We start from the raw sequence: 21,483 nt of genomic DNA on the forward strand, positions 1-21,483 counted from the left end.
GTTCAGCGTAGCATCAGCACGTCGCAGGGGGAGCCCGCCGCCGCAGCAGGCGCGAACGGCGCGCGGACGATCAGCCCGTTGGCATCGGCCAGCATTTTCAGCATCGAGGAGTCCTGGATGCCGAACGGCGTCGCCACGAGCGCACCGGCGTCGTCTGTGACAACAGCCCGCACATAATCTTGCCTGAGATCGTTGGCCGGCATGGCAGCACCGAGCCGTGCCCGACGGATATCCCGCTGAAAGGCGCGGCCGCCGAGCCGCGCCAGCAGCGGCTTCAGGAAGAGCTGAGCGCAGACCAGGCTCGCCACGGGGTTGCCGGGCAGGCCGATGCAGCGAATGTCGCCCAGCCGCCCGAACATCAGCGGCTTGCCCGGTCGCATGGCGATCTTCCAGAAATCGAGGGTCATGCCTTGCCCGGTCAGCACGTCATGGACGAAGTCGTGGTCGCCGACCGAGGCACCGCCCAGCGTGACGATGACGTTCGCGCCAGCCTTCACGGCCTTTTCAACCAATGCCGCGATCGCCTCCCTGCGGTCCGGCGCGATACCGAGGTCGAGCGCCCGCGCACCGACCGACTGTGCGGCGGCAGCGACACCATAGGCGTTAGAGGAGATGATCTGGTCGGGGCCAAGCTCGCTGCCCGGCGGCAGCAATTCGTCGCCGGTGGCGATGATGGCGACCAGCGGCCGTTTGACCACGCCGACCTCGGGGTGATTGGCCGATGCCGCCAGCGACAAGGCGGCCGAATCGAGCAGGCGGCCTTTGGGCAGCAGGACATCGCCCTTGGCGAAATCGAGCCCAAGGCGGCGGATGTTGCGCCCCTGCACCGTCGGCTCTGTCACTTCGACGCTGCCGCCGCCGAGGTCGCGGACGTTCTCCTGGATGACGATAGTGTCGGTGCCTTCGGGAAGCGGCGCGCCGGTAAAGATGCGCACGGCCTGCCGCTGCTGCACCGTTCCGGCAAAGCCGCGTCCGGCCGGCGCTATGCCGATCACCGAAAGCCTTGCGGGTAGGGACGCGATGTCAGCCGCCCGCACGGCATAGCCGTCCATGGCGGAGGCGTTGAACGGCGGCTGGGTGCGGAGCGCCACAACCGGCTCCGCCAGCACGCGGTCGGCGGCATCCAGCAGCGCGACACGTTCGCCCGGCAGTGCAACTGCTCCGTCCAGCAGGCGCTCGAGCGCCTCGGCAACTGGGACCAGCGCCATTAGCGGCCTGCCTCGGTGGCCCCGGTGATCTTGTAGTCGCCGGATTTACCGCCGGTCTTTTCAACCAGCCTGATGCCGGAGATGACCATGGCGCGGTCGATCGCCTTGGCCATGTCGTAGATGGTCAGGCAAGCGACCGAGACGGCACTCAAGGCCTCCATTTCAACGCCGGTCTTGCCAGTGACGCGGGTCAAAGCCGTCACCTTCAGGCCGGGCAGTGCGGCGTCCGGCTCGATATCGACAGATATCCTGGTCAGCAGCAGCGGATGGCAAAGCGGGATCAGTTCATGCGTCTTCTTGGCCGCCATGATGCCGGCAATGCGGGCGGTGCCCAGCACATCGCCTTTCTTGGCATCGCCGGCGAGGATCATGCCCAATGTCTCGGGCCGCATCGCGACAAAACCTTCCGCGACTGCCGTGCGCACCGTCTCAGCCTTGCCGCCGACATCGACCATGTTGGCTTCGCCCTGCGCGCCAAGATGGGTGAGGGCGGCCGCCATCCTCAGATCGCCTCTGCCGGCGTCTTGCCCGTCAACAGCAGGCGCGTTGCCGCGGCCACGTCCTGTTGACGCATCAGGCTCTCGCCGACCAGGAAAGTAGCGATGCCGCTCCGCTCCAGCCGGCGGCAATCGTCATGCGAAAAGATTCCGCTCTCACTGACTAGAAGGCGGCCGCCCGGCACCATCGCTACCAGCCGTTCCGAGGTCTCGAGGCTGGTTTCGAAGGTCCGGAGATTGCGGTTGTTGATGCCGATCAGCCGCGACGACAGCCGCAGCGCACGTTCCATTTCCGCCTCATCATGCACTTCGACCAGCGCGTCCATGCCGAGCCCGAAAGCTGTCGCTTCGAGTTCTCTTGCCAACGCGTCGTCGACGCTGGCCATAATGATCAGGATGGCATCGGCGCCCCATGCCCTGGCCTCGTAGACCTGATAGGGGTCGAACAGGAAATCCTTGCGTAAGGTAGGCAACTCGACGGCAGCGCGCGCAGCGGTGAGGAATTCGGGCGCGCCTTGGAAAGAGGGTGTGTCGGTCAGCACCGAAAGGCAGGCGGCACCGGCTTTCGCATAGGCCCTGGCCAGCGCCGGCGGATCGAAATCGGCGCGGATCAGGCCTTTGGATGGGCTAGCTTTCTTGATTTCGGCAATCAGCGCAAACCCGCCGGATTTGCGCGTTGCTTCAAGGGCGGAAAGAAATCCGCGCGGCGCGTCGGCATCCGTCGCCCGTGCCTTGATCTCGGCCAATGGCACGCGTGCCTTGGCCGCCGCGATCTCGTCGCGCTTGTAAGCCTCGATCTTGCGCAGGATGTCGGACATGGTTTTAACCGTTCGAAATCTCGACCAGCCTGTCGAGCACTTTCAGCGCGCGGCCGCTGTCGATGGCCTGCGCCGCCGTTACCATGCCGTCGGCAAGCGTCGTCGCCTTGCCGGCTACCACCAGCCCGGCGCCGGCATTCATCAGCACCGTATCGCGAAAGGCGCCAGCGGCGCCGCCCAGCATGTCGCGCAGTGCCTGGGCGTTGTGGGCGGCGTCGCCGCCGCGCAACTCGTCCTTGGTGTGACGCGTCAGCCCGACTGCTTCCGGGGTCAGCACCAAGCTGCGTATCTCGCCGCCGGCCAATTCGGCGACCTGCGTTTCGCCGGTGGTGGTGATCTCGTCATAGCCGTCGCCATGGACGACCCAGGCGTGGTCGGCGCCAAGCTCCTTCAACGTTTCTGCCACCGGCATGATCCATTCGGGCAGGAACACGCCGACCATCTGCCGTCTGACACTGGCCGGATTGGAAAGCGGGCCCAGCAGATTGAAGATGGTGCGGGTGCCGAGCTCGACCCGGGTCGGGCCGACATGCTTCATCGCCGGGTGATGCGCCGGCGCGAACATGAAGCCAACGCCGGCCTCGTGAATGCAGCGGCCGATCGTCTCCGGAGGGATGTCGATCTTGACGCCCAATGCGATCAGCACATCGGCGGCGCCGGTCAGCGAGGACAGTCCGCGATTGCCGTGCTTGGCGACGGGCACGCCGCTGCCGGCGATGACGAAGGCGGATGCGGTCGAAATGTTGACGCTGTGCGAATTGTCGCCGCCGGTGCCGACAATGTCGATGGCGCCCTCGGGGGCTTCGACGCGCAGCATCTTGGCGCGCATGGTGGCGACGGCGCCGGCGATCTCGCTGACGGTCTCGCCGCGCACGCGCAATGCCATCAGGAAGCCGCCTATCTGGCCCGGAGTAGCATCGCCCGACATGATAATGTCGAAGGCCTCGCGCGCCTCCTCGAAAGAAAGAGCGCTGCCGGCGGCGACCTTGGCGATGTGGATCTTCAGTGCGCTCATCTGGCCAGGGCTTGGGTTACGGCCGTCTGATCGATGCGGACGTCATATTGCGTCTGCAACTGCGCTACCAACTGGTCGAGCAGGTCGTCGGACATGCCGGATGTGAAGGATTTCTGTGCGTCCTGGGGTACTGAGCTGGCGTCGGCCCCGGCGGGCTCGAATACCTCGGCAACCTTGAACAAGATCTGTCCGTCGCCGGTGGGCGAGGGGATCAGCCCGGTGCCGCCTTCGCCGACGCCGAACATCGCGGCGGCCCCTTCCTTGCCGAAATCGACGTCGTCAGCATCGCGCTTGACGCCGCGCTTGGTCTGTTTTTCGAGCTTGAGCTCACCGGCGATCACCTCGAGCGTCGCGCCGGCCTTGAGACGCTTCTCGAGCTCTTGCGCTTTTGCGGTGAGCCGTTTGGTGGTCTCCGCCGCGGTCCAGTCGGCCACGACCTTCTGGCGGACTTCGTCCAATGTGCGGTCACGGGCCGGCGTGATCGCGCTCACGTCGTAGAAGACGAAGCCGTTATCGGCGGTGGTGAGACCTTCATTGTCGGTTCCGGGTTCGGATTCGAACACCGCCTTGATGAGCGCCGGCGATTCCGGCAGGTCTTTGACGATGCTTCCATCCGGCCGTTGGCCGGTGCGGTCGATGGCGTCGATGGTGACGACCTTCAGCTTCAATTTGGCGGCTGCCTCGGCGAGCGAACTGCCCGAGGCGCGCGTATCCTCGTAATTGTCGTGCACGTCCAGCAAGATGCGGCTTGCCTCGCCCAGTGCCAGGTCCTTGCGTATCTGCTCGGATACTTCGGCCAGCGGCTTCACCACTTCCGGCTTGATCTCGGTGACGCGCAGCAGAACGGGACCAAATGCGCCTTGTACGACCGGGCTGACCTCATTGACGTTGAGCTTGAAGACGGCGTCGGCGACCGCCTTGTCGGCGATCTTGTCCTTGGCCAGCGTGCCGAGCAGCGTGTCGGCCGGGGTCTTGCCCTCGGCGGCGACGATCTTGTCGAAAGTCGCGCCGGTCCTGAGCGAATCGAGCGCCGCCTTTGCGGCATCAGGCGTCTTGAATACAAGCTGCTCGATGGTGCGCATCTCCGGCGTGGTGTAGCGCGCCTTGTTCTTGTTGTAGTCGTCGCTGACCTGTTGGTCGGTCACCGCGCTCAAATCCATGATGTCTTCCGGCTCGAGCCTGACATAGGAGAACTTGCGGTATTCGGGCGCGGCGTAGGTTTTCTTGTTGTCCTCGAAATAGGCCGAAAGCACGCTGTCGGACGGCGCTTCTATCGGCTCGACAAGCGATTTCGGCAAGGTCAGGTAGTCGATGGTGCGATCTTCGCCGCGATAGAGCGCGACCGCCTTGAAGAATGTATCAGGGGCCTTGAGGCCGTCCGAAACCGCCTCGACGATCTGCTGGCGGACCGCGACCTGGGCGCGGTTCTTCAAATAGTCTTCCGGCCGCATGCCGATCTGCCGAAGCAGGTACTCGAACGTTCTCCTGTCGAAGGTTCCGGCAGGCCCTTTGAACGCCGGGTCTTCACGCGTCAGTTCGGCGAGCCGGTCCTTGGACAGGCCGAGGCCGAGCTTGCGGGCCTGCTCGTCGAGGACGGCACCCGATACGAGTTGCGCCAGCACCTGGTTGTCGATGCCGAGCGCCGTCGCCTGCTCACGGCTGATGCGCTGGCCGAATTGCTGCGACATGACGCTGAGCTGGCGATCGTAGGCGAGGCGGTATTCGTTGATAGAGACCTTGGTGACTCCGGCCGTGATCACGGCGTCATGGCCGGCAAGACCGCCCATCAGCCGTCCCGAGATACCCCAGACGGCGAAGCTCAACACCAACAATGACAGCAGCAGTTTCGCGACCCAGGTCCCCGCCGCACTTCTCAACATACCAAGCATGAGTACTTCCGATTTTTGCGCATTTCGCATGCGCCGAGTCTGAAACAAGCGCAATAGCGCCCTTCCTGCTCACTGTCGATTGCTTTGTGGCCTGATTTTGATAGTGAGGGCCAGCTGGAAATTGCCCGGAGAAACAATCCCATGACGCCTGGAATCCGCCCGCTCGTCGCCGGCAACTGGAAAATGAACGGTACCAGCGCCTCGCTCAACGAGCTCAGGATGATCGGCAACGGCTTCATGAGCGGGCTCGACGCCGAGACCGAAGCGGTGCTCTGCGTGCCGGCGACCTTACTTGCGCACGCCGCCGAGATTCTGTCGCGCACACCGGTGCGGGCCGGCGGAGAGGATTGCCACACCGAGGAAAGCGGCGCCTATACCGGCTGCATTTCGGCCGAGATGCTGAAGGATGCAGGAGCCAGCCATGTCATTGTCGGCCATTCCGAATGCCGCGCCGATCGCAAGGAGGACGATGCCTTAGTGCAGGCCAAGGCCTCCGCCGCATGGCGTGCCGGGCTGGTGGCCATCATCTGCATTGGTGAGACAAGAGCCGAACGCGAAGCAGGAGCCACGCTCGACGTGCTGTCGCGCCAGGTCGCTGGCTCGGTCCCGCCAAACGCCACGGCTTCCAACACCGTCATTGCCTATGAGCCGGTATGGGCGATCGGCACCGGCTTGACCCCGACCGCCGCCGACGTCGCCGAGGCACATGCGCATATCCGCGAAGAACTGGCCCGGAAGCTCGGCAATACGGCGGCCAAGATGCGCATTCTCTACGGCGGCTCGGTCAAGCCGTCCAACGCCGTCGAGTTGCTAGGCGTCAGGAATGTCGATGGCGCGCTGGTCGGCGGCGCCAGCCTAAAGGCGGCGGACTTCCTCGGCATCGCGGAAGCCTATCGAAACATCGCTTGATACAAGGCTGCTTGCTGCATTTGAGCGGACGGCCGGCGCCGAAATCGTTGCAAAGGACGCATTGCTTCCCATATTCCGGCCACGGGCTTGGAAATGCCGTCAAAGCATTGTATTGAGCCGCCTCCAAATCAGCGGCCGCACCAGGCCTTGCCAGGATAAATTATGGAAACCGTACTGATCGTCGTCCACCTCATGGTCGTGCTCGCGCTTGTCGGCGTGGTGCTGCTGCAGCGCTCCGAAGGCGGCGGCCTCGGCATCGGCGGCGGATCGGGCTTCATGACCGCGCGTGGCGCCGCCAATGCGCTGACGCGGGCGACGGCGATCCTGGCCGCAGCTTTCTTCGTCACTTCGCTGACACTGTCGATCGTAGCGCGCTATGGCGAGAAGCCGATCGACATTCTCGATCGCGTGCCGGCGACCTCGGACGGGGCAGGCAAGGGCGTACTCAACCAATTGCCCGGAACCACGACGCCGACGCCGCCTTCGGGCACCACGGCGCCGACCCCGCCGTCCGGCAATGGCGCGGCAACGACGCCGCCGGCAACCGCTCCGGCGACGCCGCCAGCGACAAACGGCGCCACCGCGCCGGCCACGCCGCAGGTCCCCAACCAGTAATCGGGCATCTTATGCCGCGATCTGTTGTCGTTTGAACACAGTCGCGGCAAATGCCGCACGATCACGAAGATTCGACCGCACCGCGCGCTTGAGGCGCTTCCGGCTAATCGATTATAGGTTGCACGCGGCATTCTCGGCGTCCTTGGGGGGCGCCGGGCGATGCCGTGGGCAACAAGCATTGAACGATCGGATCTTCCCCATGCAGCTTCGCAGCTTCATTTTTGCCGGCCTTTGTGCCGTGCTCAGCCTAGGTGCGCCCGCTTACGCGGCCATGCCGACGGCAAACTCGGCCCATAAAGCCGCAGCAACAACCGACGTCGTCAACGTCGCTGCCAAAAGCGATGCGGCGCAATTGAAGCTTCTCAAGAAGAAGAAAGATCCGACGCCGGACGACCTTGCGCAGATCCGCAAGATCGAAGCCAAGATCGCAGCCGACAAGGAAGCCGCTCGCGCCAAAGCACTCGAAGCCAGGAAGCTGGCGATGCGGGAGGCGGCGAAAGCCAAAGCCGATGCGGAACGGCAGGCATTCCTTGCCAAGAAGAGCCAGCCGCTCGCGGCGGCGAAGGTGGCTGACGCTACGCCAGCCAAGAAGAAGACCCTCAACATCATCGAACCGATTGCACCCATTGCGCAGATCCAGTCGGCCGAGCCGATCCCGGCCGAGGCCATGAACGTTGCCCTGACCGGCAACAATGGCGAGTTGCGCAGCGAACCGGTGGGGCAGAAGCCGCAGAGCGTCGGGCTGTTCGCGGGACTGTTCGGCGGCACAACTTCGTCGTCAATGTCGCTGCTTCCGGAAACACGCGCGCTCGACGCCGCACTCGAAAGGAAGCAGGCCAAGCGGCAGTTCAAGGTCAAGCCGGAATTCGTGCCGCAGGAGGTCGAATTCACTGGCTACAACCCGGGCACCATCGTCATCGATACCAGCGCTCGCCGTCTCTACCTCGTCGAATCATCGTCAACCGCCCGCCGTTATGCCATCGCGGTCGGCCGGGAAGGCCTGCAGTTCAAGGGTACGGTTGCCGTCGGCGACAAGCAGGAATGGCCGCGCTGGATTCCGACGCTGGATATGCAAAAGCGCGAACCCAAGCACTATGGCCAATACAAGGACGGTATGCCCGGCGGCGGCGACAATCCGCTCGGTGCGCGCGCCATCTATCTTTACGACGGCAAGAAGGATACCCACCTGCGCATTCACGGCACCATCGCGCCGCAGTCGATCGGAACCAGCGCCTCCAATGGCTGCTTCCGCATGATCAACGAGCACGTCATGGACCTTTACCGCCGGGTGAAAGTAGGCACCAAAGTCGTCATCATCTGACGCTTTGACAGATCGTGCCAAAAGGGCCGGCCTCGCCGGCCCTTTTGTTTTGATACGCCAACGACCAGAGCGCCTTCTTGGGAAAAAGCCTTCGCGGCGGTTTTTTCTCTGGCGGAATCAATTCGGCCGCGTTAAGCGATGACTCCCATGGCGCGATATGTATTCATCACAGGCGGCGTGGTTTCCTCACTTGGAAAAGGCATTGCTGCGGCGGCCCTTGGGGCTCTCTTGCAGGCGCGGGGCTATCGCGCACGCATCAAAAAGCTCGATCCTTATCTCAATGTCGATCCCGGCACGATGTCGCCCTATCAGCACGGCGAAGTCTTTGTGACCGATGACGGGGCCGAGACCGATCTCGATCTTGGCCATTATGAGCGCTTCACCGGCCGCTCGGCCAACCAGCAAGACAACATCACCACCGGCCGCATCTATAAGAACATCATCGAGCGCGAGCGGCGCGGCGACTATCTCGGCGCCACCGTGCAGGTCATTCCGCACGTCACCGACGAGATCAAGAACTTCGTCCTCAACGGCAATGACGATTACGATTTCGTGCTGTGCGAGATCGGCGGCACCGTCGGCGACATCGAAGCGATGCCGTTCCTGGAGGCGATCCGCCAGCTCGGCAACGACCTGCCGCGCAACAACGCCGTCTACGTCCACCTGACCTTAATGCCTTACATTCCGACGGCAGGCGAACTGAAGACCAAGCCGACGCAGCATTCGGTCAAGGAGTTGCGCGGCATCGGCATTGCACCCGACATACTGCTGGTCCGCGCCGACCGGCCGATCCCCAAGGAAGAGCGCAGAAAGCTGTCGCTGTTCTGCAATGTCCGCGAAAGCGCCGTCATCCAGGCGCTCGACGTCCCGCACATCTACGACGTGCCGATGGCCTATCACAATGAAGGGCTCGACTCGGAAGTGCTGGCCGCCTTCGGCATCGATCCGGCGCCGAAGCCGCGCATGGAACGCTGGCAAGCGGTGTCCAACCGCATCCACAATCCGGAAGGCGAAGTGACCATTGCCGTCGTCGGCAAATATACAGGCCTCAAGGACGCCTACAAATCGCTGATCGAGGCGCTGTCGCATGGCGGCCTCGCCAACCGGGTGAAGGTCAAGCTCGACTGGATCGAAAGCGAGATATTCGAGAAGGAAGACCCGGCGCCGTGGCTGGAGAAGGTCCATGGCATTCTCGTCCCCGGCGGTTTTGGCGAGCGCGGCTCGGAGGGTAAGATCCTGGCGGCGAAGTTCGCGCGCGAGCGCAAGGTGCCGTATTTCGGCATCTGCTTCGGCATGCAGATGGCCTGCATCGAGGCGGCGCGTTCGCTGGCCGGCGTCGAGCACGCATCATCGACCGAGTTCGGCCCGACCGAGGAGCCGGTCGTCGGCTTGATGACCGAATGGCTGAAGGGCAACATGCTGGAAAAGCGCAGGGAAACCGGCGACCTTGGCGGGACCATGCGGCTCGGTGCCTACCAGGCCGACCTCGCCAAGGGATCGAAGATCGCTGAGATCTATGGCGATACCCAGATTTCCGAACGCCATCGTCACCGCTACGAGGTCAATGTCGACTACAAGGAGCGGCTCGAGAATTGCGGCCTGGTGTTTGCCGGCATGTCGCCGGACGGCGTGCTGCCGGAAACGGTCGAATATCCAGACCACCCCTGGTTCATCGGCGTGCAGTACCATCCCGAGCTGAAAAGCCGGCCGCTCGATCCACACCCGCTGTTTGCCAGCTTCATCGAGGCGGCGGTAGAGCAGTCGCGTCTGGTCTAGACTAGCCGCCCATGCAAACTTACGTCGCGCTGCTCTACAGCGTTGTTCTGGGCGAGGGGCGGCGGGTCGCCATGTCCGATCTGAAGGCGATGGCCGAAGACCTGGGCCTGAATAACCCGCGCACGCTGGTGGCGACCGGCAATCTTGTTTTCGAGGCGCAAGAAACAGAACTTGCGGCGTTGGAGCAGCGGCTGGAGGCGGCGTTTGCAAAGACTTTCGGCCGCCACGTCGACATCGTCGTGCGCCGCGCCGACGGCTGGCTGAGGCTGGCGGCCGGCAATCCGTTCCCAGCCGAATCGGCTGAGGCCGCGGACCAGGTGGCGGTGCGCGTGATGCGGGCGCCCGTTCGCGACGAGGCCGCCGCGGCGCTTGAGGCCTATGCCGGCGAGGGCGAGAAGCTGCGGATTGTCGGCGGCGACATCTGGATCGTCTTTTCGCGCGAGACGCCGAGTTCGCGGCTGCTTGCAGCGGTCAGTCAGAAACGCCTGGGCATCGGCACCTCGCGCAACTGGAACACCGTACGCCGCCTGGCCGAGATGGTCGCAGAATGAACGGGGCGGCTTGCGCCGCCCCGAATCGCTCAAGCCTTGGCTATCCTGGCTCCGGCACCGAGTGCCATCGTGCGCAGCACGTAATAGATGACGCCGGCAATTGCCACGCCGAAGAACCAGCCATAGACGCCCCACCATGACGGCAGCAGACTGGTGAAGTTGGGCAGGATCGAGGAGAAGACCGCGCCGATGCCGGCGGCGATGAAGGCATTGACATGCCAGCCGCCCTGGAAGCGGAATTCGCCATTCTCCCTGTAGAGCGCCTCGACGTCGACCTCGCCCTTCCGGATCAGGTAATAGTCGACCATCATCACGCCGAAGATCGGCCCCATCGTCGCGCCAATGATGTTGACGAAGGAGGCAGCACTGCCTTCCCAGGGCGCGAAAGGATAAAGCACAAGTGCTATCAACGCCGCGATGTAACCGCCCTTCTTGAAGTCGATCTGGCGTGGAAAGACGTTGGAGAAGTCGAAGGCCGGCGACACGAAGTTCGCCACCACATTGATGCCGAGCGTCGCCACCGCAAAAGTCAGCGCTGCGAGCGCCGCCAGGAACCAGCTGTCGAACTTCGCCGAGATCTGGTCGGGATGCAGCAGCACTTCGCCATAAACGTCGAAGGCGGCGATCGTGGTGACGCCGGCGACAAGCGAGAACAGGATGAGATTGACCGGCAGGCCCCAGATGTTTCCCTTGCGCAGCGATGCCTTGTCCGGCGCATAGCGGGCGAAATCGCAGAAGTTGAGATAGAGCGCAGAGAAATAGGTCACCCAGATAGCCGCCACCGCAAACAGCGAGGTCCAGGAGCCCGGCGTGCCCGGCACGCCCGCGTCCTTCGTCTTTTCCAGCAGCACATCCATCGGGATGTCGCTGGTGAAGGCGAAGGTGCCTGCCTTGATGCAAAGATAGACGGCCAGGATCAACATCATCACCCACACCGCCGGTCCGGCCCAATCCTGGAAGCGGCGCACCGTTTCCATGCCCTTCTGGATGATCAGGAGCTGCAGCGCCCAGATGACGGCGAAGCAGATCACCTCGAGCCCGGAGTGGCCGAGGAAATGTGTGCTCTGGTTGAAGTCGGCGAACCATTGCGAGCGGATCAGCAGAGCTACGATCGCGCCTGAGGCAGCCGCCGTCTGCGCGCCGTACCAAAAGCAGGCGACTACGGCGCGCACCAGCGCCGGTACGTTGGCGCCCCAGATGCCGAAGGAGGCACGCGCCAGGACAGGGTAGGGCACCCCGGTCTTCACGCCGGCATAGCCGACCATGTTCATCAATGCATAGATGATCAGCGAACCGATACCGATGGCGATGATGAAGTTGACGAAGCCGCCGCAAAACAGGAACAGACTGGCCGCCAGATAGTAGCCCCACAGGCTGTGGACATCCGACGTCCAGACGTTGAAGATCGAGAACGGTCCCCAGTTTCGAACCTTTGCCGGGGCGAGATCGTCATTGTACAGGTCCGGTGATGCACCTTGTATGGTCATTGCTATGTCCTCCCCTTGTTATGGCACGCGCCTCCACGCATGGCAGCAGGTTAAGCCTGACGCAGGGGAACCGGCAAGCAGACGATTTGCCGGCTTGGCCTTAAAGACATTCAATGAGAACCGCGCTTATCGGCCGGACGATGCCGTGGCTGCGATGTTGATCTTCGCCCTTGATTCGGTCTCTGCCTGCTTGTCGGCCGGTAGAGCACCGGAGACCGCCGACGTCTCGAAACTGGCCTTGAGCCAGGCTATTGCGCCGGTCACGTCGTCGAGGGCATAGTTTGCGGCCGTCGGCCCGTTCGGCTTCACGCGGATGGAGATGCCGCCAATTTCATTGATCGCCTCGAAACCGTGTTCGTCCGATGTATCGTCTCCGAGGAATATCGGCCGCCGGCCGACAAAGGGCGGAATGTCCACAAAACGCCGGATGGCTGCACCTTTGACGGCTTCCAGGGGCATGAGCTCTACGCCGGCGTTTCCCGGAAGCACCCGATAACCCTTCGGAAGCCGGGCCAATGCCTGTTCGACGAGCTGGATTGCGGGCGCAAGCAGTTGCGGTGCTGCTCTTGTATGAACGGCAAGGACCGGCCCCTTGCGCTCGACATAGACCTTGCCGCTGCCCAGTTCGGCCTCGATCTCGTCGGCAAGGGCGGCGATGTCGGCCGGCGCGTCGGCGGCATCGATCGGACCGGTCGGCGTCAGCCGGTGCTCCAGCCCATACAGTCCGGCGATCCGCAGCTTCAGCGGATGGAACAGCTTGTCCACGGCGGGAATCGATCGGCCGGTGATGAAGGCGACCGCACCATCCAGCCGCCGCTCGATGCGTCCAAGCAGATTGCGCAATTCCTCGCCAACAAACACCGCGTCGGGATGGGCAGCGTGTTCCAGCAAGGTTCCGTCGATGTCGAGGAAGAGCGCCCATTGCCCTTCCGACAGGCTCAACGCTGGCGGTTGTTCAAAGCTTTTCACGATGCTGCCTTCCGTGCCCGCTCGAACATCGAGATGACGTTGTTGGTGTTCGATGGCGGGCGCTCGCCGGTTCCGGTCACCCTGTCGAGATCGCCGCGTTTGCGCAGGCGTGCGGCGTCCAGCAGCATGCTGCCGGCCCAGCGGTAGACATTGTTGTCGCGGACCATCTCACGCATCGGCCGCAAACGTTCGCGCTGCTCTTCCGGCGTCATCGTCAGCGCCTGCAACAGCGCCTCGCTCATCATGGCCGCATCGTAGGGGTTAACGATCAGTGCTTCCAGCAGTTCGCGCGACGCACCGGCGAAGGTGCTGAGCAAAAGCACGCCCTGTTCGTCGTCGCGCGCTGCGACGAATTCCTTGGCGACAAGGTTCATGCCGTCATGCAGGCTGGTGACCATGCAGATGTCGGCGGCGCGATAGACCTCGTAGACCTGCTCCTGCCGATGATGTTCGGCGACCATCAGGATAGGACTGTATGTCTCGCTGCCATAGCGTCGGTTGAGCTCGTCGGCATAGCGGCGGCATTCGTCGTGGAGTTGCTGGTAGGCGGGCAATGTCCCCCGGCTCGGCGCCGCGATCTGCAGGAAAACCACCTTGCCTATCCATTCGGGATATTTCGTGAACAATTCGTCCAAGGCATGGAAGCGATCGAGAATGCCTTTCGTGTAGTCGAGGCGCTCGACTCCGATGCACAGTTTGGTATCCGCTGACAGGCCGAATCTGTCGCGGACACGGGCGCGGCACTCCTCGACAGACGGCAGTTTTGCCAGCAATTGGGCCGGCCATTCTATGGAAATGGGATAGGCGTGGACCAATGTGGTCTGCCCACCATAGGAGATTGCCGCGTCTGCCCGTTCGATCCGGCTCTCCAGAAAGCGGTCGACACTTTCGGTGAAGTTGTTGGCATGGAATTGGGTATGAAAGCCGATGATCGAACTGCCGAGCAGTCCCTCCAGGATCCGCTCACGCCACGGACAGATGCTGAACACTTCCGAATTGGGCCAGGGGATATGCCAGAAGGTGATGACTATCGCGTCCGGCAGGCGCTGGCGAATCATGCGCGGCAGCAGCGCAAAATGGTAGTCCTGCACTAGCACGATCGGCCGTTCGTTGCGGGCTTCGGCAACCACCGTATCGGCGAATTTGCGGTTGACGGCCTCGTATGCGTCCCAGTCCGAGGCGCGAAACACGGGGCGGGTGAAGGCGATATGGCAAAGCGGCCATAGCCCCTCATTGGCGAAACCCAGATAATAGCCTTGATATTCCTCCTCCGTCAGCCAGACCCTGCGCAGCGTGTAGGACGGATTGCCTGGCGGCACCTGCACCCGGTCGTCCTTGTCGACTGTGAGGCGGTCTGCCGTGCCGCCGCCATAGGCGATCCAGGTGCCGGCACAGGCGCGGGTGATGGGCTCGAGTGCCGAAACCAGCCCGCTGGCCGGCACTAAAAGTTGCACGCCGTCATCCTTGATGTTGTGGATGTAGGGTTCGCGGTTGGACACGACGATGACCTGTGCGTCCGGCAGGTCATCGGCCAGGATCTTGCGCAAGGTGTCGGGCGACCACGTGACGAGTGCCGCATCGGCCGATTGGCCGTTCTTTTCGAACTCGCGCAGCACCTTGCGTGCCGCTTCCGACGCGACATCCTCGCTCGGCGTGTATGCGGCCGCCGTTGCGCGGCCGCGGCGCTGGCGGGATATCGATAGGAGAATGGCAAAAGCGGAAAAGCCAAAACTTGCAATCAGCAAAACCCAGAGCAGGTTTACAGTATAATCTGACATCGAATGTGATCTCGCCTCCGGCCGGCCGATAGCCGTTTCTATTTGTTTTTCTGGTTCGCTGCCGTGTGACGACGACAGCATTCCCCGCTGCCCATTTTGCAACGCACAAAGAGGCTATCGGTTCCGGACGATTGCAATGCCGGGCATCATTTCGATGCGTCGCAGCGCGGCGGCATCAAGTGCGCACGATGAGCGGCACCATCCCCTCATACCGATCGGCGAGAAAGGCGACGACCCGGTCGCCGACACGCTGGAATGTGAGGTCGACCACCGTCGAGCCGACACCCAGATGCCGCAATGTCAGCGTGTCGATGCCGATCGGCAGCCTTGGGCGGGTGACCCGGATTTCGCTCTTCCAGCCGTCGATTTCGAGGCCAAGGCAGGCCTGCATCAGCATGAAGGCCGATCCCGCCGACCAGGCCTGCGGCAGGCACGCGACGGGATAGGCGATCGGCGCTTCGCCCGGCGACCGGGTAAAGCCGCAGAACAGTTCCGGCAGCCGCATGTTGAAATGGACAGCCGATTCGAACGTGCCGCTCATCAGCCGGACCACGCTGTCGCGCACGCCGTAACGTGCCAGGCCGGCACCGCACATGGCGGTGTCGTGCGGCCAGATCGAGCCATTGTGGTAGGACATCGGATTGAAGAATATCGCATCGTCGGCCAGCGTCCTCACTCCCCAACCAGAGTGGAACGACGCGGAGAGCAGCTGATCGGCGACCATCTGCGCCCGTTCCGGCTCGGGCAGCCCGACATAGAGAAGATGGCCGGCATTCGACGTCCGTACCTTGCAGAGCTCGCCTGCACCATCGATCGCCAGTGCATAGAAATTGAGATCGTCCATCCAGAAATGGCGTTCCACCGCGACGCGCATGGTTTCGGCGCGTTCCTCCCAATGATCGGCCTTGTCGTCCTCGCCGCGGCGGCGGGCGAGCGCTGCCAGCCCACGGAACGCGGCAAAGACGTAACCTTGCACCTCGACCAGGGCGATCGGCCCCTTGGGCATGCGGCCATCGGCATGGAAGACGGAATCGAAACTGTCCTTCCAGCCCTGGTTGGCGAGGCCGGTCTCGGCGCCGCGCTGGTAGGTAACGAAGCCGGTCGCGCGGCTTGTGTCTTCCGTCCATTCGGCCGCTGCACAAAGCGATGGCCACAGGCTGTCGACGAACGCCATGTCGCCGGTACGATCCGCATAGGCGCAAGCGAGATGAATGTAGAGCGGCGTGGTATCGACACCGCCGTAGTAGCGGCCGAACGGGAGCTCCCGCAGCGCCGCCATCTCGCCCTTGCGGGTCTCGTGCATGATCTTGCCCGGCTGCGAATCGCTGAACGGCGACGTTTCGGTTGCCTGATGCTGGGCGAGAAAGGCAAGTACGCCGCGCGCCAGCCCAGGATTCAACCACAGCATCTGCAGTGCGGAAATCACCCCGTCACGGCCAAACGCCGTCGAGAACCAGGGTATGCCGGCATAGGGGTAAGGTCCGGTTGCAAGCTCGGTGGTCAGCAACGCCACGTCTGCGCGCGCGCGTTCGATCCAGTCGTTGAAGACGCGGCCGGAGCTGTGCACCGTCGCGCCGTGGCGGCGTTTGGCGCGCATGCCGAAGCGAGCGCGGGCGGCGGCAGCCCGAAAACGGTCACGGTCGGGTGTCTCCGCCACCTCCGGGCCGACCTCGATATAGAGGACCTCGCTACTGCGCTTCGTCACCGCAACCAGGAAATCCGCACGGCTGGCGGTCAAATTGTCCGGCGCCTGCGAGAACGAGATCGCCGACAGGCGTACGAGCTGGTCCAGCCCGTCATATCGAAGCACCACGGATGTCGGACTGGTCTCGGCGGCGTGGGCTATTCCGCGCTTGAGCCGGGTCGAACCGCGCACCTCGAACATGTCGCGGAAATCTGCTGCGAAATGCAAGGAAACCCGAATGGCCGACGATTCCTGGCTGTAGTTCGAAAGGGTGATGCGCTCGAACAGCCGGTCCTGCCAAAGCAGCCTGACGCGTTCTATGTGGATCGCCCCCTGCGGAATGTCGCGGCCACCGACACTCTGGATCGGCAGATTGGTCAGGTTAGAGGTGAAAAGCACATTGTCCTGGCTGAGCGATGCGCCCAGCAGCGACATTTGCCGGCCACCGATCGTCAGCCGGAATTCCGAAAGCACACGCGTGTCGTCTCGGAAAAAGCCGTCGCCGGCGCCGCGGATGTCGCCATAAGCGTCGGCCACCGCGAAGCAGTCGCCTTGCTTGAGGGCGAACAGTCGGTGCGGCTCCCGGGGCGCAACCTCGTCGAGCGAGGCAAGGGCTACGGCGGGATCAAGCTTACGCTCGTCGAGTTGATTCATACGTCACAAGCTCTGTCGTTTCGTTTCCAATGTCCACAATGACGCCGATCAGGACGCTCTCGCTTCACCGGGAGTGCCGATCAGGTGCGCATAGGCAGTCACATAGTCGTGGGCCATCCTCGTGGCAGAAAAACGGTTTTCGAATACGGCTCTCACCTGTCGCCTGTCGAGGCGCAGCAATTCCGGTATCGAGGCGACAGCAGCTTCGACTGAATCGACAAGGAAACCGGTCACGCCGTGGTCGATGATCTCCGGCAGGGCACCGCATTTCCAGGCGATCACCGGCGTGCCGCAGGCCATAGCCTCTATCGCGGCAAGACCGAACGGCTCCGGCCAATCGATCGGAAACAGCAGGCCGGCCGCCTTGCCGAGGAATTCCGCTTTTCTGTCCTCTTCGATCTCGCCGATGTAGCCGACACGGTCGCCGTCGATCAGCGGCTCGACCGTGCTGTGGAAAAAAGCGCGGTCGTCGTCGCCGATCTTTGCCGCAACCTTCAGTTTCAGCCCGGAGCGCAAGGCGATCTCAATGGCACGGTCCGGCCGCTTGTCGCGCGACAGCCGGCCCAGAAAGGCCAGATACGGCTCGTCCGCATCCGTCTCGAAAGTCGGCTCGTAGATATTGATCGGCAGCCCGTGATGGATGGTCGCCAGCCAATTGGCCATGAGTAGCCCGGTTCTCTGGCTGCGCGAAATCGAGATCATCGGAAAGCGCGGAAAACGTTCGTAGGCCGGGGCCAGGTCGACATAGTCGAGCCTGCCATGCGGTGTCGTCACCGTCCGGTCAGGCATGTGTTCGAAGAAAGGAAAATGCAGGAAGTGGCTGAGATGGAAATGGATGATGTCGAACTGTTGCGCCCGGTTCCTCACCTCGGCGAGCATCGCGAGATGCGCCGCGGTTTCGGATTTGTGCGGGCGCGGATCGAGACGGAGCGCGCGCTCGCGACACGCCACCAATTTTGCCGATGTCTTTGTATCGCCGCTGGCGAACAGGGTCACGTCATGGCCAAGCTCGACCAATCCTTCGGTCAGATAGGAGACGATGCGCTCCGTCCCTCCATAGAACCGGGGTGGCACGGATTCATGGAGCGGCGCCACATGGGCTATTCTCATGTTTTGGCATTTCCCTCAAAAAAGACTGCTCGTGGCATCGAAATGCATCAGCCGCGCTAACGTTCCCGTACCATAGCAAGATGTCATCCAATTGGGGCAAGATGTCATCCGATAGGGGCTGCGGGGCGTTTCCACCGCTGCTCGTCTGGTCCGCCAACATTTTCCAAGCCAAGCCCTCTTTGCCGGGAACCAAAGCCCGGTTCGCGAGTTTAGTGGGGTTCGATCGCACGCATCCGGTCGACGGGGAGGAAATGATGGACCGCTTGCAATTCTTTTCACCCGTGCGGATTTTGCGCGGACAGGGACAGCCCGTGGAGGAGATCGACAGCGTTGCCGAAGCAATGGCATTCTTGCGAAAATGGCCGGCCGGGCGGCGCGGGCCCGTTTACCAGTGCGCCGTGAATTGCTGCGCTGCGGCCATGGCCGGCCGGATGTCGGCCGAGGAAGCGCGAAAGGCTTTTACCGGCTTTGCCCGGATCACCCGCCTGCTCGAGGGCGATCGGCCGTTGCCGATGAGCGGCGAGGATCGGCATCGCGATCACGCGTTGAGGCGATAGGCGCCAACTGCCGCTGATCGTCAGAGCACGGGTGGCATTCAGCCGGAGCGCTCGATCGGCGACCGATGCGCTTTTGCGAACAGACGCGTTCATGGCCTGCAAATGCACAGGCCAGCTTCTGTCGACGAGCATCGCGACAGCCAGCGCAAGACCAAGCAATCCTGCGAGGCCGGTGAGGGGCGCGGTCGCCGATTTCGGTTGGAGCGTCAAGCTACTACTCCCGTTGTTATGAGGATTGATTGCCGTTGGCGGCCGCCAGGTCGCCGGCATGGGTCAAGTAGAGTGGCCACCGCCGCTGGTACCGCCTGTTCCGCTGGTTGCGGTTGTCGTGGCCGCCACCGCCATGATCGAGAACCGGAGTAAATTCCGAAATTTTGCATAGACACCTCGCTTTCTGACGCCTCGCTTCTCGGGCTCGCGCCCAAAGCTTCCTCGCTGTCGAGTGGGTGTTTGCAACAGGGCGGCAAACGGATCGCTTACGCCTCAGCGGTCGGGCTCAGGGGCGGCATAGAAAGTTGGACGAAGCGCAGACAATGGTGCCGCATTGCTGTATTTCGACCGGAAAAGGCCAGAGATGCACTTTTGGGGGAATCGATAATGTCGAAACGGCTTAGACTGGTCCTGGGAACTGCCTGCGCAATCGCCGTCGCCATCATCTGGGGGATCGTCGCGACGTTGATGGGGGTGCCATCGATTCTGATCACCGTAGGAGCGGTCGCTATCGGCGCAGGCATCTACAGCTATCAAAGCCGGAGCTGATCCGGTATCCGGCGACGGCAGCTTAGCCGAAAAATCGCACAGTCGCGGACTGCCTGCGGCAATGTTCAGTGTACGAATATTACCAACGGCAGCGTTCTGGAACGAGTGGCCTCTCGAAGCTATTGTGTGACGGCCCGAGACCCCCGCCTCGGGCTATTGGGTCACCCAGCCGAGTGGTCCGCTGCTACCCAATGGCAGCGGACCCTTCACCCGGAAGACGGACATTGTGCCGAATCGAGGGAGAACGATGGTCGTCGACGAGATTGCAGCGCGGCGCCTGACAATTCTGATCGAGCAATATATCGAGACCAGGAAGAGGCGCCACGATGAGGTTTCCACCGCAGCGGCTGAGATGGCGATCACGGCTGTCATGCCGAATTGCCCGGTCTCCGGAAAAGCCCTGGACGACATGATTGCGGCATGTGCGTTCGAACATGGGCTGGGGGTGCTGTTCGATCGACCTGACGCATGAAGGCCTGAATGCCATGAATCCCGATGTCAAAATCGTACAGTGCTGTCCTGTACGAATCCAACGCTGTTTCTGAGACCGCTCGCGACGACATAACCAACCAGCCGGAGCGGCATGCGAGATATTTTTTTCATTTCCGAAACAATGACGGCCGTTTGACGGAAAATTTCGAGGGGGAGCTGAATGGCCTATCTGCCGCCCAGGACAACGCCATGGCTTCGGCCAAGGAAATCCTGGCCGAGGGTCTGCTCAGCGGCGGCCCAGTTCTGACAGGCCTTTCCTTCGAAATCTGCGACGAGAACCGGAAGCTGCTTTTCCGATTTCCCTTCTCGGAAGCTGCCGAAAAGGCCGGCGCTCGACCTTGTTGGCCAAAAAGCCCGGGAATGCGGGCGAGCTTTGATCGAGCCTGGCTGAAAAACCGCATCTCGCGGCAAGACGGTCGTTGGTGCAAATCAGCACCGTAGGCAAATTAGTAGCATAGCTGCCGGCACAAAGCAAGAACAAACATGGCTTGCCTTGCCGAAAGGGCGTACGTTTCAGGAACTCGAGGGCAGGCCCGGGTAGGGGGCACCAAGCGACATTGCGGTTTCCAACCGATGTGTCGATCTGTCGAGCTGGTGTTCGTCAGCTTCCCGAAACGTCTTCGCAGGATGCTGTGATCAGGAGTTCCTTTCTCCCGCGGTTACGTTTACAGGACGTTCTGGACAGTGTCGTTTGCGCGCCAGCAACTGGTCCGGGGCCAAGGCCCAGCGCACAGTCGTCCTCCGTCAAGGAAACCAGTCCGGCGCCGCTTTTGGAGAACAATGATTTGTGGTGGTCAAATAAGCAAAAGAGATTCAAGGGAACGTGGGACGACCGACTGGACGGCCTATTCTCAGCAGAGGTCGACTACGCCGGGAAGTCCATTCTCGATGTTGGCTGCAACATGGGTGTTGTCGCCTATGAGATATCCAAGCTAGGACCGACTTCGATCCATGGGATCGACATTCTCAAGCCGCATATCGAGACGGCCAGGATGATCTTCCTGGGTTGTCCGGTTCAAAGCCGGTTCGATTGTCTCGATCTTGGCAGCCGGAAGCTGCAAAATGTTCTCCAACGGCAGTATGACATCGTCATGCTGCTGGCGGTCTACCATCACATGCAGTGGAGCCTCGGCGCGGATAAGGCGCGACGCGTGCTGTGCGATATCGCCAGGCGTGCTCAAACGATCGTTGCCCGCGTTCCTCCTGGCAAGGATAGAGAGATGATCGCGGTGCTTTCGGATGTGGGCTTTTCAATCAAAAGCAATCACACCTCGCCTCTTGGAAGCCATCTCATGGTCCTCGGGAAACACTGACCGGGCATAGCGCCGCCGACGGCGAATGGCGCAAGAGCCGCGTGGCTGGGTCCGCTATGCTCGTACGCGAGGAACCGACGG

General features: G+C 62.4%; 20 protein-coding genes. 10 read left to right on the plus strand and 10 right to left on the minus strand.

Annotated elements, in window-relative coordinates; genetic code table 11:
• Positions 1 to 2: 2 nt before the first annotated feature.
• The 5 genes from NKJ13_RS15055 to NKJ13_RS15075 are packed head-to-tail and all read right to left on the minus strand — an operon-like array spanning position 3 to position 5,427.
• Entirely contained in the window at positions 3 to 1,208 is a 1,206-nt protein-coding gene (locus NKJ13_RS15055) for a molybdopterin molybdotransferase MoeA (protein WP_352736536.1), read from the minus strand.
• The gene (gene moaC, locus NKJ13_RS15060) at positions 1,208 to 1,708 is read right to left on the minus strand and encodes a cyclic pyranopterin monophosphate synthase MoaC (RefSeq protein WP_352688336.1); all 501 of its coding nucleotides are present in this window, start codon (positions 1,706 to 1,708) and stop codon (positions 1,208 to 1,210) included. Before moaC ends, NKJ13_RS15055 begins: the two co-directional genes overlap by 1 nt.
• Before the next feature lie 2 nt (positions 1,709 to 1,710).
• On the minus strand, positions 1,711 to 2,523 hold the full coding sequence (trpC, locus tag NKJ13_RS15065) for an indole-3-glycerol phosphate synthase TrpC (RefSeq protein WP_352736534.1): 813 nt from the start codon (positions 2,521 to 2,523) through the stop codon (positions 1,711 to 1,713).
• Between the two features lie 4 nt (positions 2,524 to 2,527).
• Positions 2,528 to 3,538 (minus strand): anthranilate phosphoribosyltransferase, encoded by a 1,011-nt coding sequence (gene trpD, locus NKJ13_RS15070; RefSeq protein ID WP_352736532.1) that lies wholly within the window; start codon positions 3,536 to 3,538, stop codon positions 2,528 to 2,530.
• A complete protein-coding gene (locus tag NKJ13_RS15075) occupies positions 3,535 to 5,427 on the minus strand; it encodes a peptidyl-prolyl cis-trans isomerase (protein ID WP_352507309.1) in 1,893 nt (630 codons plus the stop codon). The genes trpD and NKJ13_RS15075 overlap by 4 nt, the downstream gene beginning before the upstream one ends.
• 141 nt (positions 5,428 to 5,568) lie before the next feature.
• On the opposite strand from NKJ13_RS15075, the gene tpiA reads away from it, so the two are divergent.
• The 5 genes from tpiA to NKJ13_RS15100 all read left to right on the plus strand — a co-directional run bounded on the left by tpiA (position 5,569) and on the right by NKJ13_RS15100 (position 10,599).
• On the plus strand, positions 5,569 to 6,336 hold the full coding sequence (tpiA, locus tag NKJ13_RS15080) for a triose-phosphate isomerase (protein WP_352507308.1): 768 nt from the start codon (positions 5,569 to 5,571) through the stop codon (positions 6,334 to 6,336).
• Positions 6,337 to 6,498: 162 nt separating this feature from the next.
• Positions 6,499 to 6,951: a preprotein translocase subunit SecG gene (secG, locus tag NKJ13_RS15085; protein WP_254817294.1), complete on the plus strand. Its 453-nt coding sequence runs from the start codon at positions 6,499 to 6,501 to the stop codon at positions 6,949 to 6,951.
• Between the two features lie 199 nt (positions 6,952 to 7,150).
• Positions 7,151 to 8,272: a L,D-transpeptidase gene (locus tag NKJ13_RS15090; RefSeq protein ID WP_352777866.1), complete on the plus strand. Its 1,122-nt coding sequence runs from the start codon at positions 7,151 to 7,153 to the stop codon at positions 8,270 to 8,272.
• A 147-nt stretch (positions 8,273 to 8,419) separates the two neighbouring features.
• A complete protein-coding gene (gene pyrG / locus NKJ13_RS15095) occupies positions 8,420 to 10,048 on the plus strand; it encodes a CTP synthase (RefSeq protein ID WP_254817292.1) in 1,629 nt (542 codons plus the stop codon).
• An 11-nt stretch (positions 10,049 to 10,059) separates the two neighbouring features.
• A complete protein-coding gene (locus NKJ13_RS15100) occupies positions 10,060 to 10,599 on the plus strand; it encodes a DUF1697 domain-containing protein (RefSeq protein WP_352736528.1) in 540 nt (179 codons plus the stop codon).
• A 29-nt stretch (positions 10,600 to 10,628) separates the two neighbouring features.
• On the opposite strand, the gene NKJ13_RS15105 is transcribed toward NKJ13_RS15100, so the two are convergent.
• The 5 genes from NKJ13_RS15105 to NKJ13_RS15125 form a co-directional block, all read right to left on the minus strand.
• Positions 10,629 to 12,086 (minus strand): NCS1 family nucleobase:cation symporter-1, encoded by a 1,458-nt coding sequence (locus NKJ13_RS15105; protein ID WP_352736527.1) that lies wholly within the window; start codon positions 12,084 to 12,086, stop codon positions 10,629 to 10,631.
• Positions 12,087 to 12,212: 126 nt separating this feature from the next.
• Positions 12,213 to 13,055 carry a trehalose-phosphatase gene (gene otsB, locus NKJ13_RS15110; RefSeq protein ID WP_352736526.1) on the minus strand — a complete coding sequence of 281 codons (843 nt, stop codon included), beginning with the start codon at positions 13,053 to 13,055 and terminating at the stop codon, positions 12,213 to 12,215.
• Complete coding sequence (locus NKJ13_RS15115; protein WP_254817288.1) at positions 13,052 to 14,833, minus strand: alpha,alpha-trehalose-phosphate synthase (UDP-forming); 1,782 nt, start codon at positions 14,831 to 14,833, stop codon at positions 13,052 to 13,054. The genes otsB and NKJ13_RS15115 overlap by 4 nt, the downstream gene beginning before the upstream one ends.
• Positions 14,834 to 15,008: 175 nt before the next feature.
• Positions 15,009 to 17,171: an amylo-alpha-1,6-glucosidase gene (locus NKJ13_RS15120; RefSeq protein WP_352736523.1), complete on the minus strand. Its 2,163-nt coding sequence runs from the start codon at positions 17,169 to 17,171 to the stop codon at positions 15,009 to 15,011.
• A 48-nt stretch (positions 17,172 to 17,219) separates the two neighbouring features.
• Entirely contained in the window at positions 17,220 to 18,281 is a 1,062-nt protein-coding gene (locus tag NKJ13_RS15125) for a glycosyltransferase family 4 protein (protein WP_352736522.1), read from the minus strand.
• Between the two features lie 254 nt (positions 18,282 to 18,535).
• Between NKJ13_RS15125 and NKJ13_RS15130 the strand changes: the two genes are divergently transcribed.
• The 5 genes from NKJ13_RS15130 (at position 18,536) to NKJ13_RS15145 (ending at position 21,402) form a co-directional block, all read left to right on the plus strand.
• Positions 18,536 to 18,838 (plus strand): DUF982 domain-containing protein, encoded by a 303-nt coding sequence (locus NKJ13_RS15130; RefSeq protein ID WP_254817285.1) that lies wholly within the window; start codon positions 18,536 to 18,538, stop codon positions 18,836 to 18,838.
• A 597-nt stretch (positions 18,839 to 19,435) separates the two neighbouring features.
• Positions 19,436 to 19,597: a hypothetical protein gene (locus tag NKJ13_RS15135; RefSeq protein ID WP_352777867.1), complete on the plus strand. Its 162-nt coding sequence runs from the start codon at positions 19,436 to 19,438 to the stop codon at positions 19,595 to 19,597.
• 247 nt (positions 19,598 to 19,844) lie between these two features.
• Positions 19,845 to 20,069, plus strand: a complete 225-nt coding sequence (locus tag NKJ13_RS15140; protein ID WP_352777868.1) for a hypothetical protein — start codon at positions 19,845 to 19,847, stop codon at positions 20,067 to 20,069.
• A 23-nt stretch (positions 20,070 to 20,092) separates the two neighbouring features.
• A complete protein-coding gene (locus NKJ13_RS31595) occupies positions 20,093 to 20,530 on the plus strand; it encodes a DUF6894 family protein (protein WP_352736517.1) in 438 nt (145 codons plus the stop codon).
• A gap of 329 nt (positions 20,531 to 20,859) precedes the next feature.
• A complete protein-coding gene (locus NKJ13_RS15145; RefSeq protein ID WP_352736515.1) occupies positions 20,860 to 21,402 on the plus strand; it encodes a class I SAM-dependent methyltransferase in 543 nt (180 codons plus the stop codon).
• Positions 21,403 to 21,483: the final 81 nt, after the last annotated feature.

The organism is Mesorhizobium sp. M0174, from assembly GCF_040322275.1.
Classification (GTDB): Bacteria; Pseudomonadota; Alphaproteobacteria; order Rhizobiales; family Rhizobiaceae; genus Mesorhizobium.